Here is a 14,251-nt window from a genome sequence, read left to right on the forward strand (position 1 = left end):
CCGGGCCGCACGGGGATTGGTTGAAAGGGTTTTTCATCACCCTGCTAGTTTCCACCGACGAATAACCAAGTGAGGGACGGAAGATGCAAATCAGGAAGGTCTACCAAGAGGTGCACCCGGGACTGCTGTACGACGCGATAAAGGACTACGTTCAGAAGCAGGACGTAGTGATAGGCGAGGCCAAGCTGGTGACGTACTCCATGCCCAGTGACTCTTCATCATTCATTTACCGTGGTATACTTACCTTCAAGAGCGGCCGAGAAGGTGAGGAGGGAAAAGAGTGTCTCCGGGCTCACATCATGGGTCTGGACAAAGGCGAAACGAAGCTGATAATAGACATCGATGAGGGGCTCTTTCCTTCGGAGAAGGTCTCCCGCCTGCAAGAGGACCTGGACTTCCTCTTCGATTCTTACGAAGCGGAGGCTGACTGAGGTACTCCGGGAGCGTGCTGGTGTCCCCTCAGGGCGAAAATACGGACCCCGGCTAGCCTTCGGTCTCTGATGATTTTCCGCGGAACCGCGGGTAAATGATAGAGACGACTATCAGGACCAACCCAACGCCCAGGAGCCCCAGACTGAGTGTTTGCAGGGGGGCTGCGAAGTCGTTGATGAGCAGTTCAGGCAAGCCCTGGACTGCCTGCGGTATATCCAACTCGGCCACGTTTGCTACGGCGAAGTTCTTACCGAGGATAATGGCGGCAAACTCTATGGCCCCACAGACCAGGGCAGTGATACCAAGCTGGAGACACGCCCCTTTCACCTGGCGATGCAGGCCGATAATTGCCAGGATACAGACACCTATCAATATCAGCAATCCCATGTACCCGCTCAGGAAGTAACCGATAAACTGCCTCGGTTCCTCAAGTGCTTCCTCGACCGTGGTCACACCATCGGCGACCTCGTCTCTCACATCAGTCAGGGCATCTTCGGCGTCAGCCAGTGCCGCCGCTATCTGTTCGGGTATCTCGCTGCCGAACATTGCCTCGTCAAGCTCGAAGGTCGAAGGTATGGCTTCCATCATCTCGGCGAGGAACTCATCGAGCCGCTGGTCGCGTTCGTCCTGCGGTAGCAACTCCACCTCGGCAGGCAGGAAGTCCAGCAAGGTATCTCTCAGGATGTCCTCCATGTCGTTCATCACCGGTTCCAGAGAGATCACCACGCTGAGGGTCTGCGTTTGTCCCAGCAGGTAGTCCAGTACCGCGTCGACGTTGGTGCTCATAGCTTCCGTGATGGATGGGCCCAGGGCAGCCACGGCCTCCTCCAGCCTGTCAGTGGGGATGTCCACGTCTTCCGGAATGTAGCCGGTGATGTTATCAAGGAGGAAATCCGATGAGAGGTAGGAGATATCGAGCTCGCCCAGGAGGGTAGTGATGAAGTCGGTACTCAGCACCGTGTCCCGCAGTATTGTTGCCAGGTCCACGCTGTCCGTCTCTTCCAGGAGGTATTTAAAGATGGGGTCAACAGCCGCCGCTATCCGGGTCTTCAACTCGGCTTCTTGCTCGGAGATAGTGTTGACCAGGGCGCCAGCAAACTCCTCGGGCAGTGCTTCGACAACAAACGTTTCCGCGATGTCGGCCAGGTCCACTTTGCTGAGTACGTCACCGACAAATTCGCCGTTGAGGAAGGTATTGCCCATTACCTGCCGCAGTTCGGGGTCATCCTTCTTTCCCCTGAGGTAGTCACCCATAGACTGAATGACGCTCTTGAGTTGCTCCTTGACGACAGGTTCAATCTCGTAGACAGTCCTGATGATTGCCGTCTCCAGTTCCGGCGGGAAGGCATTCTCCTCGTCAACCTGCTCGCTGAAGACATCGCTCACAATTGAGGATACCTCTATCTGGTCAATTTCAGCGTTGATGAAGGACGGGTTCAGCACGGTACTGTTCAGCGTGTACCCAGGACCCAGGATGATGAGAGACAGGAAGAGTAAAAAGCCAAAGAGACTGAGGGCTAAAGTTTTTATTACTCCCATAGTTGGACGGATTATAATTGAAGCTAATACCCGATGTCAACATAAGCCTTGACTCTGTGGTCACCGTTCCGCACAAATTAGCACAGGAACGGTTATTACGAGGAGTCTGCTGAACGCTTCTGAAGTTAGCAACGCACAGCCTCCACGCGGGGGTGATGTTTTACCTGACAACCAGTCCAGATGCGAAGAGCCTCAAGCCGTCCGTACTGCGCCTTACCTGTGCACCCCCAGGGATGCTATAATGCCAGATATGAAGGTACGGGAACTGGGCGAATTCGGGTTGATAGAACGCCTTAACGGGATGATTCCCCGCGGTCGGGGCAGACCGACGGCAGCCCGCGAGCGGCTTATCATAGGGATTGGTGACGATGCCGCCGCCTGGTACGGCGATACCTCCATCCAGCTGGCTACCGTTGATTCCCTCATTCAGGACGTCCACTTCTCCCTGAATACCGCCTCCTGGGAAGAGGTCGGCTGGAAGTCCCTGGCAGTGAATGTGAGCGATATTGCCGCCATGGGCGGTCTGCCCGGATATGCCCTGATATCCCTGGGCCTGCCCGGAGATACCGGGGTTGAGGATGTTATAGCCCTCTACCGGGGGATGATTGACCTGGCCGGGGAATACGAAGTAGACATTATCGGTGGCAACACCGTCAGTGCGCCCCAGGTAGTCATCAACGTTACCGTCCTGGGTAGTACCGGTAGCAAGGATGGGCAGATACTGACGCGGTCGGCGGCACGACCCGGAGACCTGATAGCCGTCACCGGTACCCTGGGGGCTGCCGCTGCCGGTGTGGAAATACTCGGAAAGGGTCTGACGTGTGAACCCGGAGCTACCGCTTCCCTGAGAAAGGCCTGCCTTCATCCCCGTCCTCGTGTAGCCGAAGGGCGGTTGCTGGTAGAGCAGGGTGTGAAAACTGCCATTGATATCAGTGACGGGTTGATTGCCGACCTTAACCACATCTGCCAGGAGAGCCGGGTTGGCGCGCGGGTGGAGGTTGACCGTGTGCCTATCTCACCTGCGGTCAAGGAGTGCTTCCCCGACCGTGCCCTGGAACTGGCGCTGTCGGGAGGCGAAGACTACGAACTGCTTTTCACCGCGGCTGCCGATAACATCGACCGCGTGAGGATGGCCGCTTCGTGTCCGATAACGGTTATCGGGGAGATTGCTTCCGAAGGAGTCAACGAGACCGTGTTGGTTGATAGCCACGGTAATCCCGTCAGCCTGCCCGGGACGGGCTGGGACCATTATAACGCGGCACGAAACCAGAAATGATGTGCTTTGACCTGACCACGCACAGTCCGGAAGAAACCCAGGAACTCGGTAGAGCTATGGGGGCACTAGCCCGGCCGGGTGATATCTTCCTCCTCGTCGGGGAGCTGGGCACGGGCAAGACCTGCCTTACCCAGGGGATTGCCTGGGGACTGGACATCAGGGAATACGCACTGAGTCCTACCTTCGTTATCATGAGGGAGCTATACGGGCGGCTCCCCCTGTACCATATCGACCTTTACCGACTGGATAATATCGAGGAGGTTGCCGACCTCGGACTGGATGACTACCTGTACGGGAAAGGAGTCTGCGTGGTGGAATGGGCGGAGAAGGGCCTGAGCGTGATGCCACCGGAGCACCTGCTGGTGGATATTAAATACCTTCCCGGTACGGAGCGTAGCTTTCGGCTCCAGCCTTCCGGCCAGCGTTACCGGGAGATGCTGGTAGAGATGAGAAAGACCTTCCCCGGCACGCAGGAACGATAACCGATGCAGCTTGCCATAGATACTTCGACGGATACCGCCAGCCTGGCACTGGTCCGGGACGGCGACGTAGTCGCCGAGCTAACCTGGCGTTGCGGACAGAACCATACCCGGCAGTTGCTGCCCAACCTGGAGCACCTGCTGCGCCAGTTCGACTTGAGTCCGCAGGCATTGACCGGCATCATCGTTGCCCGGGGGCCGGGCAGCTTCAACGGACTGCGGGTCGGCATCAGTGTCGCCAAAGGACTGGCGTTCAGCCTGGGGGTTCCGATTGTCGGCATCAGTACCCTGGAAGTGGAAGCCTATCAGCACGCCGGGACCGGACTTCCCGTCTGTCCGGTATTCAACGCCGGCAGGGGAGAGGTAGCCACCGCCACGTACCGGCGCAGGAGAGGCAGGTGGCTCCAGCTTGCCCCGGAGCATATCACCACTATCGAGTCACTCTGTTCCGGTATCGCCTCAAAGACAGTGCTCTGTGGCGAGTACGTGACAGTAATTGCGGAGCAGTTGCGGCAGCACCTGGGGAGCAAGGCCGTCATCCCCTCGACAACAACCGGTCTGCGGCGGGCTGCTTTCCTCGCTGAACTCGGTCTCAAACGCCTGACAGCCGGCGACACCGATGACCCGGCTACCCTGCAGCCGCTCTACCTGCGCAGGCCGTCGATTACCAGGGCCAAGCACCGGTGAGAAACAGCGTTTCATACTTTGCAATCTGTGCACCATACTGTTTACGGGATACCGAATCAACCATTGTAGGAGCTTGAAATGGAAAGGTCTCTGGTTCTGATTAAACCTGACGCTATGGAGAGGGGGCTGGGTGGTGCGATTATCGGGCGCTTGCAGCAGCAAGGGTTGAAGCTGCTGGCACTGAAGATGCTGCACATGGATGAGGCCCTGGCGAAACGACACTACGCCATCCATGAGGGCAAACCATTCTTCGAGGACCTGGTCAGGTACATCACGTCTACGCCCATAATCGCCAGTGTTTTCGAAGGTGAGAACGCCGTGGATACAATCCGGCAGGCGATGGGTACTACCGACCCGGCCAAAGCAGAAGCGGGCACGATACGGGCCGCCTACGGCCTGGATATCCAGCGGAACGCGACCCACGCTTCCGATGCGCCTGAGACTGCCCGGGTGGAGATTGCGCTGTTCTTCACCGAAGATGAGCTTTTCGACTGCTGAAACCCCCGATTCTCTGAATCGGCGTTCACTGAATCCGGACTACGGGGATAGCCTGACTCCATAGTTCGTCCAACTGGTAGTACTCACGCTCGGCGGGGGCAAAGATGTGCACAATAACGTCTCCGAAGTCGAGCAGGAGCCAGCCTGAGTCCAGGTCACCCTCGCGGTGGTGGGGTCTGAGGCCCTCTTTCTTCAATGTCTCCTCAATCGCGCCTTGGATGGCAGCAATCTGCCTCTCGCTCTCGCCGCTGCATATCACAAAGTAGCTGGCGAAGCTACAGATGTCGTCCACATCGAGCAGAACAACATCAGAGGCCTGCTTTTCGCTGGCGGCTTCTACTGCTTTCCGTGCTACCTCTATCCCTTCCAGACGCCTACCCCCGGATAAGAACCTGTTCAAGCAGTATTATACCACACCATGGACGGACACCGGGTGTCACTGCGAGGAGCACAGCGACGCGCCACTGACTGCAGTGGCGCTGCCTCTTCGCTTTGTTCAGAGCTTCGGCCCGCGATGACAGGCAGGGGGAAGGCCTTCCGGCAGCTTGACACCAGATAGGGCCCAAGATATGATGCCGGTAAGTCAGGGAGGTCAGGAAGAATGGCAGGGTTGCTCTTCGGCACTGCCGGTACGCCCCATAGCGCGGAGGTTCAGTCTACCGTCGGTGGGATTGAGCGAGCAGCCGAGCTCGGGCTGGGCTGCCTGGAGATTGAATTTGTGCGGGGTGTCCACATGGGTGAGGCAGTTGCTCATGGGGTAGCCGAAACCGCTGCCCGGAGCGGGATAAGGCTGACTGCCCACGCTCCGTACTACATCAACCTCAATGCTCGCGAGCCGGACAAGGTAAGAGCCAGCCAGGAGAGAATTCTGAAGACCGCCCGTGTTGGTGCCATGTGTGGTGCAGTCAGCGTGGTCTTCCACGCCGCCTTCTACATGGGTGACCCGCCGGAGCAGGTCTACGAGACGGTGAAGAAAAATCTGGCTGAAGTGCTGGATGAGCTTGATGCGGAGGGTAACCGGTTGTGGATTCGACCGGAGGTGATGGGCAAGCCCAGCCAGTTCGGAGACCTGGAGGAGATACTGAATCTCTCCGTCGAGTTGGAAAGGGTCGCTCCCTGTATTGACTTTGCTCACTACCATGCCCGTACCGGCAGATACAACTCTTACGGTGAGTTCAGCGCCATCCTCTCGCGTATCGAGGAACGGCTGGGCAGGGCTGCCCTGGACGACATGCACATCCATGCTGCCGGTATTGCCTACGGCGACAAGGGAGAGAGGAAGCACCTGGACCTTGAGGAATCGGACCTGGCGTACGGTGAACTGATGAAGGCTCTCCGGGACCATGATGTCAAGGGGGTGCTGGTCTGTGAGAGTCCCAACCTGGAAGGGGATGCCCTGCTTCTGCAGGAGACCTACCGGGGCCTTGAGAAAGCGGCCTGATATCTGCTGCTGCGGGCTGTCTCCGCTTGAAAGGCACCCGGACCGTGGGGGAACGTAGAATTGCCGTGACAGTACTCCGGCTTTCCCGCTTGACGTAATTCTGGTATAATAAGTTCATATGGGGTTAGCACCGGTTGTGCTAGCTATTGAGGTGACGGATGAAACCAAGGTGGCGCCGTATCGGTTTCCTGTACCTGGTAATCCTGGTTGCAGGGGTATCGCTGATTGCCTTTGCTCTACGTGGACCGCAACAGAGCCCACAGGAAATCCCGCTGAGTGAAGTTATTGAGAAATCGCAGAGTGGTCAGATAGAGAAGCTGGTTGTCGAGGGTGAATGGCTGACCATCACCACCCGGGATGGTCTGGAGCAGGATAGCTACAAGGGTGAGACCAGTATATTCGATATCGATACTCTCGTGCTTGACGGTGTGGAGGTAGAATTTGTAGCCGGCGGTTTCAACTGGGCGAGTATGCTGATTGGCTTCCTCCCTCTACTCCTGTTCGGCGGTCTGATATTCTTCCTGTTCTTTCGCGCCCGCGGTGCTAATAGCCAGGCAATGAGTTTCGGACGCAGCCGGGCCCGGCTGTTTCCGGAGAATAAGTCTACGGTGACCTTCGACGATGTTGCCGGTGTTGACGAGGCCAAGCAGGAACTCACCGAGGTGGTCGACTTCCTCAAGTCGCGTGAGAAGTTCCAGAGCCTGGGGGCACGCATCCCCAGGGGTGTGCTATTGGTCGGCCCGCCGGGAACCGGCAAGACGCTGCTCGCTCGGGCGGTGGCTGGTGAAGCTGAGGTGCCCTTCTTCTCCATAAGCGGTAGCGAGTTTGTTGAGATGTTTGTCGGTGTCGGTGCCTCCCGGGTGCGCGACCTCTTTGACCAGGCCAAGAAGAACACCCCCTGCATCATCTTTATTGACGAAATCGACGCCGTCGGGCGCCACCGTGGGGCCGGGCTTGGCGGTAGCCACGATGAGCGAGAGCAGACCCTGAACCAGATTCTGACCGAGATGGATGGGTTTGACACCAATACCAGTGTAATCATCCTGGCGGCAACCAATCGACCTGACATTCTTGACCCCGCCCTGCTGAGGCCCGGCCGGTTTGACCGGCGGGTTATCCTTGACCGCCCTGACATTGTTGGACGGACAGCCATCCTCAAGGTCCATCTCAAGGGTAAGCCGCTGCCGGAATCTCTCGATATCGAGGTGCTGGCGAAGCAGACCGCCGGTTTCAGCGGTGCCGACCTGGCCAACCTGGTCAACGAAGCCGCCATTCTCGCCGCCCGGCGAGACAAGAGCACAATCGAACTCCCCGAGTTTGAGGAGTCTATCGACCGCGTGATTGCCGGTCCGGAGCGGAAAAGCCGGCGAATCAGCCCCAGGGAGAAAGAGATAACCGCTTACCACGAAGCAGGTCATGCCCTTGCGTCCAAGATACTCCCCAATGTCGACCCGGTGCGGAAGGTAACCATAATGCCGCGTGGTATGGCCGGCGGTTATACCCGGCTTCTGGAGGAAGACCGCAGCATGTACACCCGTGCCCAGCTCAAGGATAGGCTGGCGATGCTGTTTGCCGGTCATGCGGCCGAGGAGCTAATCTTCAACGAAAGGACAACAGGAGCGCAGGTTGATATCAAGCAAGCCACCGATTTGGCCCGCAAGATGGTTGTCGAATTCGGTATGAGTGACAAGCTGGGACCGCGGACGTTCGGTGATAAGCAGGAGATGGTCTTCCTGGGTCGGGAAATCTCCGAGCAGAAGGACTACAGTGAAAAGTATGCCCTGGAGATTGACCGCGAGATTAACAAGCTTATCAATGACAGTTATGAAATCGCCAGGCGCATCCTCACAGATAACAAAGCGATGCTGGCCAAGATTGCTAAGAAGCTTCTAGAGCAGGAAACGCTGGACGGCGATGAAATAGACGCTCTGTTCACCGAAGAAGAGCGACAACTCGTACCTGGGATCCCGGTGCCGGCGAGCGCGACACCGGCTGAGGCTGCACCCAAACCCAAACGTAAGCCCAGGGCGAGGAAGACCCCCGTAGTGGGCCCCATCTTCCCCGAGCAGTCACCGGCCACACCGGACTAGGCCTGCTAGCGAAGTGTCTTACAAATGCCTTTACAGTCCCTGTCATTCTAGCAAGCCTATGTAAAACCCTTTCGACCAACCCCCGTGCGGCCCAGATGGAGCGCCTCTCAGAAGAGGCGGGGCCCCTCAGAAGGGGCGGTGCCTTCCCCTTCCTGTCCAGGAAGGAGCCTTCTGCGGAAGGGGGGAAAGATTATATCTGGGGGACACCGGCAGAATCTGGTTTCGGATTCTGCTAACGTCATTCTGTAAGAATGACGCCCAGACACCCCTGCCAGAAGGGGGCGCCTCTCAGAAGAGGCGGGGCCCCTCTCAGAAGAGGGGGCGCCCCTAAGAAGGGGCGAAGCCCCTCTGGACTCCCCCTTTTTCATCACCCTGTTAGACTCGATCCGGGATACGTGTTTGCCCCCTGGATTCCAGCCTGCGCTGGAATGACATCAACATCCATCATACGTAAAGATATATACGAGACACTACACTAGCCAAGTCAGCAGGTAAGTTCAGAATGACAGGGGAGGATACGCTCCTTGTAGTGACGTCCCCTGAGGTGAATCGTGCCTATCTAAACAAGAGCAATATAACCCCGGTCTGTGCTGGAGGGCCTCCTCGGACATACACGACGGGATAGCGCTGCCCTGAGACCGGTTTAGGGCCTCCCCGCTGCATAGTTACCCACGGGAAGTCTATTCGGACGCCTGCTCTTCTTTACCGGACTCTCTCCTGGTGCGGTCAAGTATAGCCTGTTCTGCCGTTCGGTAATCGTTATAGGGCTTATCCCTGATGTCCAGGTATTCCCTGAGTGGGAGCTGCATGAACATCGTTCCCATCTCTCTGGCGTACTCGCTGTCGGCAACGCGGTGATATGCAAACAGGGCACTGGTCTCCAGGGAGGTCCTGATACCCTGCATCTCGTACATCTTCTTGATGGCCCTCTTGTACTGGGTAGCCATCTGCCACGGCATCAGGGCGACCCGTTTGGCGAAGGTGTCGGTGAACTCATCGATATCTTCTTCGGGGACGCAGTAGTTGGCCATACCGAGCCGGTAGGCTTCCTCGCCGGGAATGCTGTCGCCGGTGAAAGCCATCTCCTGGGCTTTTCTCATCGGCAGAAGCCAGGGGAACCAGAGCATGTCCACGCCCATTGACCTCATTGGCGGGTAGCCGAACTTGCAGTCCGGGGTAGTCACCAGCAGGTCGCACATGGCAGCCAGTTCCGAGGCCCCGGCCAGGCAGTATCCGTGGGTCTGGGCAATGACTACCTTTGACAGCTCCCAGATTTGCCACCACTGCTGTACGACGTACCGGGCCCAGTGGGTGAGCCCGCAGGTATCGACATACTGGGAGCCCAGGTCGGGTTCATCACTGCCCATGTCGCCACCGAGGTCATAGCCGGTGCTGAAGCAGCGCCCGGCTCCCTTGATGACAATGGCGTTGATATCGTTGTCCAGTTCGGAGAATTTCAGTGCGTGGAAAAGCTCGGCACGGAGTTGATGGGTCATGGCATTCATCTTCTCAGGGCGATTCAGTGTTATCTTGACAACGTGGGTCTCGTGATTTGACTCGTAGATGATTTCTTTATAGTCGAGCGGTTCGCGGTACCACCTCGCCGAACGTATCTCCAGTGGTGAGTTTTTCTCTTCAGTCATGCGGAAATGTCTCCTTTATCGTTTCTCTGTCAGTGTCTTGCCGCGAGTATGCGGCGGCGCTGTTATGTCAACAGACTCCCTCCCTTCGTCGAGCACATCTGTCCTTCTTCCAATGTGGCAGATTGCGGAGATTGGTGTCAAGGATATTTACTCGTCCGGTACATTAGTGACACTCCAGTAAAGCCAATGCTAATTGCCACCAGGAGGGTGATGAAAAACCCGTTCGGCCAATCCCCATGCGGTCCGGATGGAGCGCCTCTCAGAAGAGGCGGAGCGCCTCTCAGAAGAGGCGGGGCCCCTCAGAAGGGGCGGGGCCCCTCAGAAGGGGCGGTGCCTTCCCCTTCCTGTCCAGAAACAAGAATAAAACTTCTCCTCCCTGCAGAAAGGAGACCAGGCTGTATTCAGATGTGTCGTATTCGTAGCGTAAGGTGGTAGAATGGGATACGGTACAGCGAATAAGGGCAGAAGGAGCAACATCTTGCGCATAATGGCAGGAATAGGACGTATTCTGGTTGCGGTGGTCTTACTTCTTGGAGTAGTTGTAACGGGGTGTCAGCCTGAGAAGGATGCTCCCGTAAAAGAGGTGCCCGTACATGAGGGGGGAAGTCTTTCCCTATACGGCACTGACCCCCTTACACTGGACCCTGCGGTTTCCGGGGATATGACGTCCCATGAGTGTCTGATGCAACTGTTCAGTGGCCTGGTGCGTCTGGACGCCGACCTGGAACTGGTACCGGATATTGCCCGGGACTGGCAGGTGAGCAAAGACGGCAGGACCTATACCTTCCGCCTGCGCCGGGGAGTGAAGTTCCACGACGGCCGGGAGGTCAAAGCGGAGGACTTTGTCTACTCCTGGCAGCGCGCCTGCTGGCCGGAGACGGGGTCGCAGACGGCGGCCACCTACCTGGGCGATATTGTTGGCGTCGGTGATGTGCTGGCAGGCGAGGTCCGGGAAATAAGTGGAATCAGGGCAGTCGACGACTACACCCTGGAGGTCGCGATAGACGCTCCGCGGTCGTATTTCCTCTACAAGCTGGCCTATCCTACAGCGTTCGTGGTGGATAAAGCCAATGTGGAGGCCGGGGGTGAGTGGTGGCGTCACCCCAATGGCACCGGTCCGTTCAAACTGGGCGATTGGGTGGAGGATGAGAAGCTGGAATTGGAGTGGGACCCGCTCTACTACGGTGATGTAGCCAGGTTGGACTCGGTGGTTTTCCATTTCCTGGCAGGCTACCCGCTAAACATGTATGAGACCGATGATATCGATGTCGCCGGGGTCTCTGTTTCTTATATCGACCGTGTCACCGATGAGGCCGGCCCTTTCTATTCCCAGCTTATGATAGTGCCTGAGCTCAGTCTCGGCTATCTCGGTTTCAATACCGCCGCTCCGCCGTTTGACGATGTCAACGTCCGCCGTGCTTTCACGCAGGCAGTGGACAAGGAGAAACTGGCCACGCTGGTATACCGGGACATGGTGCAGGCGGCGTACGGGATACTGCCGCCGGGGCTTCCCGGTCATGATGAAGGTCTATCCGGACTCGAATTCAACGTTGAAAAGGCGCGGGAGTCAATCAGAGCATCCCGGTACGGGGATGTATCGGCACTGCCACCGATAACGCTTACGACCAGCGGGTGGGGAGGGCTGATACCGGGCGACCTGGAGGCCATCATCAGCGAATGGCGGCAGAACCTGGGCGTGGAGGTGAAGGTGAGGCAACTGGAGCCGCAGAGGTACCTCTACCACCTCGAGGAAGAAATGGATGATATGTATTACCTGGGCTGGGTGGCCGACTACCCGCACCCGCAGAACTTCCTGGAAGTGCTGTTCCACAGCCAGGCCCAGTATAACTACGGCCAGTACCGAAATACTAAGGTCGATGCCCTTCTTTACGAGGCCGGCACCGAGCAGGACAACCTTCGGAGCCTGGAGCTATATCAGCAGGTGGAACGGATACTGGTGGAGGACGCCGCCTGTCTCCCGCTGTGGTTCGGGGAGAACTACGTGCTGGTCAAGTCCCGTGTCTGGGGATACAGCCTGAACCCGATGGGCTTTGCCAGCCTGAACATGGTGTCGGTGGAAAGTAAGTAGTGGCGGAGGGCCGGTAATGGCGGAGGGGGTGGGATTCGAACCCACGGTCCCTTGCGGGACAACGGTTTTCAAGTCTGCCTAATTCTCTCCGCACCGTGTTTTCACGCTCAAAATCGTGTTTTTGCCTTTTTATCCTACCAGCCGTTTTGTGCGTAAAATACCTTTTCATGTTGACCCGTTATTCCGTCTCTGTTAGCAATTTCCTGAATCCGTGAAGTGAGTAAATAGATTGTTCTACATTTCTATCTGAGGCATGCTACACTTGAAGGTAAGAAGGCCTGTTGAAGGCATTCACCCAGGAGGTGAGAATGCGTTTTCAGATAGTGCAGGGTGATGAGCAACTATCCAGCCATTCAGGCTTAGCGCTGGCTGGGGCGATACTACACAGGAGCAGTATCCGGGAGCGGTTAGATGCGGTGGCGCTGCCCGAACACCCGTTTCCGGAGATCAGCCACGGTGAGGTAGCTACGGCCATGATCGGGCTTATCTGTCTGGGCAAACCCGACTTCGACGCTATTGAAGCCTTTCGGGATGACCCCTTTTTCCTTCAGTCCCTGGAATTGGCTTCAGTACCATCCAGTCCGACCCTCAGGCAACGGCTGGACAGCGTGAAGGGTGCCTTCAACGACATCATTCTTGAGGAGTCTGCTGGGGTAGTAGGACGGCTTGCCCCAGCGATTACCCCCTGCCACGGCAACCTGGTAGCGGTGGACATCGACGTCAGTCCCTTTGACAATTCCAAGACGAAGAAGGAAGGGATAAGCTGGACTTATAAGAAATTCGATGGGTATGCCCCCATTTTTGCCTATGTAGGAGAAGAGGGCTACCTGACAAATCTGAAATTACGTCCGGGAAGTGACCATAGCCAAAAAGGTACGGAGGCATTTCTGAGGCAGACACTGCGGTATGCCCGTCTGATGAGCGAAGCGACCTTTCTGGTACGCATGGACTCAGGCAATGACAGTTTGGGCAATATCAAGGTGTGCCAAAAGGAGAAGGCTCACTATATCATCAAGCGCAACCTGCGCCGGGAGACTCCGGAGAAGTGGCTGGAGATAGCCAGGGAGTGTGGTGAACTGCAGGAGCCACGGCCGGGTAAGCAGGTATGGATGGGCGAGCGGTATGTCAAAAAGCAGGGGATTAAGGAGCCGCTGAGGATAGTGTTCTGCGTGACACTGCGAACGCTGGAGGCTGATGGGCAGGCGCTATTGATACCCAGGGTGGAGGTGGAGACCTATTGGACATCGCTAAGAGATGACGTGGTGACAGTGGTTGGGCTGTACCGAAGCCATGGTACCAGCGAGCAGTTCCACAGCGAGTTAAAGACAGACCTGGACCTGGAACGACTGCCATCGGGCAAATTCCAGACTAACGAACTGGTACTGCTTTTGGGGATGGTGGCCTATAACCTGTTGAGGTTGATTGGGCAGGAGAGCCTGCGGGAGGCTGATGCCCCCATTCGAAAGAAGGTTTCACGGCGCCGGGTGCGTAGCGTGATGCAAGACCTGGTTTATCTGGCATGTCGATTGGTGCAACACGCACGGTGTTGGACGCTATCCTTTGGTAGGAACTGCCCCTGGTTCAAGACATGGCGACGGGTGTACCTTCAATTCGCACCGACATAAGGAGTAACAACATTGCAAGCCTGTTTGGAAAGGCCAGACGGGAGGAGACGTCAGTAAGGGCTGCTGCCCTGAGAGGATATATATTGCCCGTTAGTATGGGATAATCCTGTATAGGGACTGCAGTAGCCCAATCTGTTGCGTCTTAGAGAGCCTCATTGACATTGAGTTGCCAACATGTTTAGTATAACCAAGGTAAGGAAGCCTGAAATTGCCGATTAGCGTGTGCACGCATCATATCTTCACGGATTCAGGAATATATTCATGGCACGCTGTTGTCAATCTCCGGCCGGGAACTTTATTGACAGGTAAATGCCGTATAGTCGGGCTGAAATTGATAGCTGGCGCTGTCGGTGCCGGTTGGGGTACCATCCTTCGTCCAGGAATACGTTAACACATCACCGTCTACATCGCTGGCGGTTACAGAAAAGGTCTGGCTTCCCCCCTCGTTCATA

At 56.8% G+C, this 14,251-nt stretch carries 12 protein-coding genes and 1 tRNA gene; 9 read left to right on the top strand and 4 right to left on the bottom strand.

Annotated elements, in window-relative coordinates; genetic code table 11:
* Positions 1–83 precede the first annotated feature (83 nt).
* Positions 84–431 (top strand): hypothetical protein, encoded by a 348-nt coding sequence (locus VMW13_00580; GenBank protein ID HUV43303.1) that lies wholly within the window; start codon positions 84–86, stop codon positions 429–431.
* A gap of 52 nt (positions 432–483) precedes the next feature.
* Here VMW13_00580 and VMW13_00585 read toward each other — a convergent pair whose 3' ends face one another.
* Complete coding sequence (locus VMW13_00585) at positions 484–1,971, bottom strand: hypothetical protein (protein HUV43304.1); 1,488 nt, start codon at positions 1,969–1,971, stop codon at positions 484–486.
* A gap of 241 nt (positions 1,972–2,212) precedes the next feature.
* Between VMW13_00585 and thiL the strand changes: the two genes are divergently transcribed.
* The 4 genes from thiL to ndk all read left to right on the top strand — a co-directional run bounded on the left by thiL (position 2,213) and on the right by ndk (position 4,911).
* A complete protein-coding gene (gene thiL, locus VMW13_00590; protein ID HUV43305.1) occupies positions 2,213–3,247 on the top strand; it encodes a thiamine-phosphate kinase in 1,035 nt (344 codons plus the stop codon).
* Positions 3,244–3,729: a tRNA (adenosine(37)-N6)-threonylcarbamoyltransferase complex ATPase subunit type 1 TsaE gene (gene tsaE, locus VMW13_00595; protein ID HUV43306.1), complete on the top strand. Its 486-nt coding sequence runs from the start codon at positions 3,244–3,246 to the stop codon at positions 3,727–3,729. Before thiL ends, tsaE begins: the two co-directional genes overlap by 4 nt.
* A gap of 3 nt (positions 3,730–3,732) precedes the next feature.
* Positions 3,733–4,413: a tRNA (adenosine(37)-N6)-threonylcarbamoyltransferase complex dimerization subunit type 1 TsaB gene (gene tsaB, locus VMW13_00600; GenBank protein HUV43307.1), complete on the top strand. Its 681-nt coding sequence runs from the start codon at positions 3,733–3,735 to the stop codon at positions 4,411–4,413.
* A 78-nt stretch (positions 4,414–4,491) separates the two neighbouring features.
* The gene (ndk, locus tag VMW13_00605) at positions 4,492–4,911 is read left to right on the top strand and encodes a nucleoside-diphosphate kinase (GenBank protein HUV43308.1); all 420 of its coding nucleotides are present in this window, start codon (positions 4,492–4,494) and stop codon (positions 4,909–4,911) included.
* A 25-nt stretch (positions 4,912–4,936) separates the two neighbouring features.
* Here the strand turns inward: ndk and rsfS are convergent, their stop codons facing one another.
* On the bottom strand, positions 4,937–5,311 hold the full coding sequence (gene rsfS / locus VMW13_00610; protein ID HUV43309.1) for a ribosome silencing factor: 375 nt from the start codon (positions 5,309–5,311) through the stop codon (positions 4,937–4,939).
* A gap of 201 nt (positions 5,312–5,512) precedes the next feature.
* Here rsfS and VMW13_00615 point away from each other — a divergent pair, with 201 nt between their 5' ends.
* Both VMW13_00615 and ftsH read left to right on the top strand, forming a co-directional pair.
* On the top strand, positions 5,513–6,352 hold the full coding sequence (locus VMW13_00615) for a TIM barrel protein (protein ID HUV43310.1): 840 nt from the start codon (positions 5,513–5,515) through the stop codon (positions 6,350–6,352).
* 158 nt (positions 6,353–6,510) lie between these two features.
* Positions 6,511–8,442, top strand: coding sequence for an ATP-dependent zinc metalloprotease FtsH (gene ftsH, locus VMW13_00620; GenBank protein ID HUV43311.1), 1,932 nt, complete (start codon positions 6,511–6,513; stop codon positions 8,440–8,442).
* A gap of 680 nt (positions 8,443–9,122) precedes the next feature.
* Here the strand turns inward: ftsH and VMW13_00625 are convergent.
* Positions 9,123–10,085, bottom strand: a complete 963-nt coding sequence (locus tag VMW13_00625; protein HUV43312.1) for an enoyl-CoA hydratase-related protein — start codon at positions 10,083–10,085, stop codon at positions 9,123–9,125.
* 682 nt (positions 10,086–10,767) lie between these two features.
* On the opposite strand from VMW13_00625, the gene VMW13_00630 reads away from it, so the two are divergent.
* A complete protein-coding gene (locus tag VMW13_00630; GenBank protein HUV43313.1) occupies positions 10,768–12,174 on the top strand; it encodes a peptide ABC transporter substrate-binding protein in 1,407 nt (468 codons plus the stop codon).
* 17 nt (positions 12,175–12,191) lie between these two features.
* Here VMW13_00630 and VMW13_00635 read toward each other — a convergent pair.
* Positions 12,192–12,264, bottom strand: a tRNA-OTHER gene (locus VMW13_00635).
* Between the two features lie 218 nt (positions 12,265–12,482).
* Between VMW13_00635 and VMW13_00640 the strand changes: the two genes are divergently transcribed.
* A complete protein-coding gene (locus VMW13_00640; GenBank protein ID HUV43314.1) occupies positions 12,483–13,799 on the top strand; it encodes an IS1380 family transposase in 1,317 nt (438 codons plus the stop codon).
* The last annotated feature ends 452 nt before the right edge of the window (positions 13,800–14,251 follow it).

This window comes from Dehalococcoidales bacterium, from assembly GCA_035529395.1.
Lineage (GTDB): Bacteria > Chloroflexota > Dehalococcoidia > Dehalococcoidales > Fen-1064 > DUES01.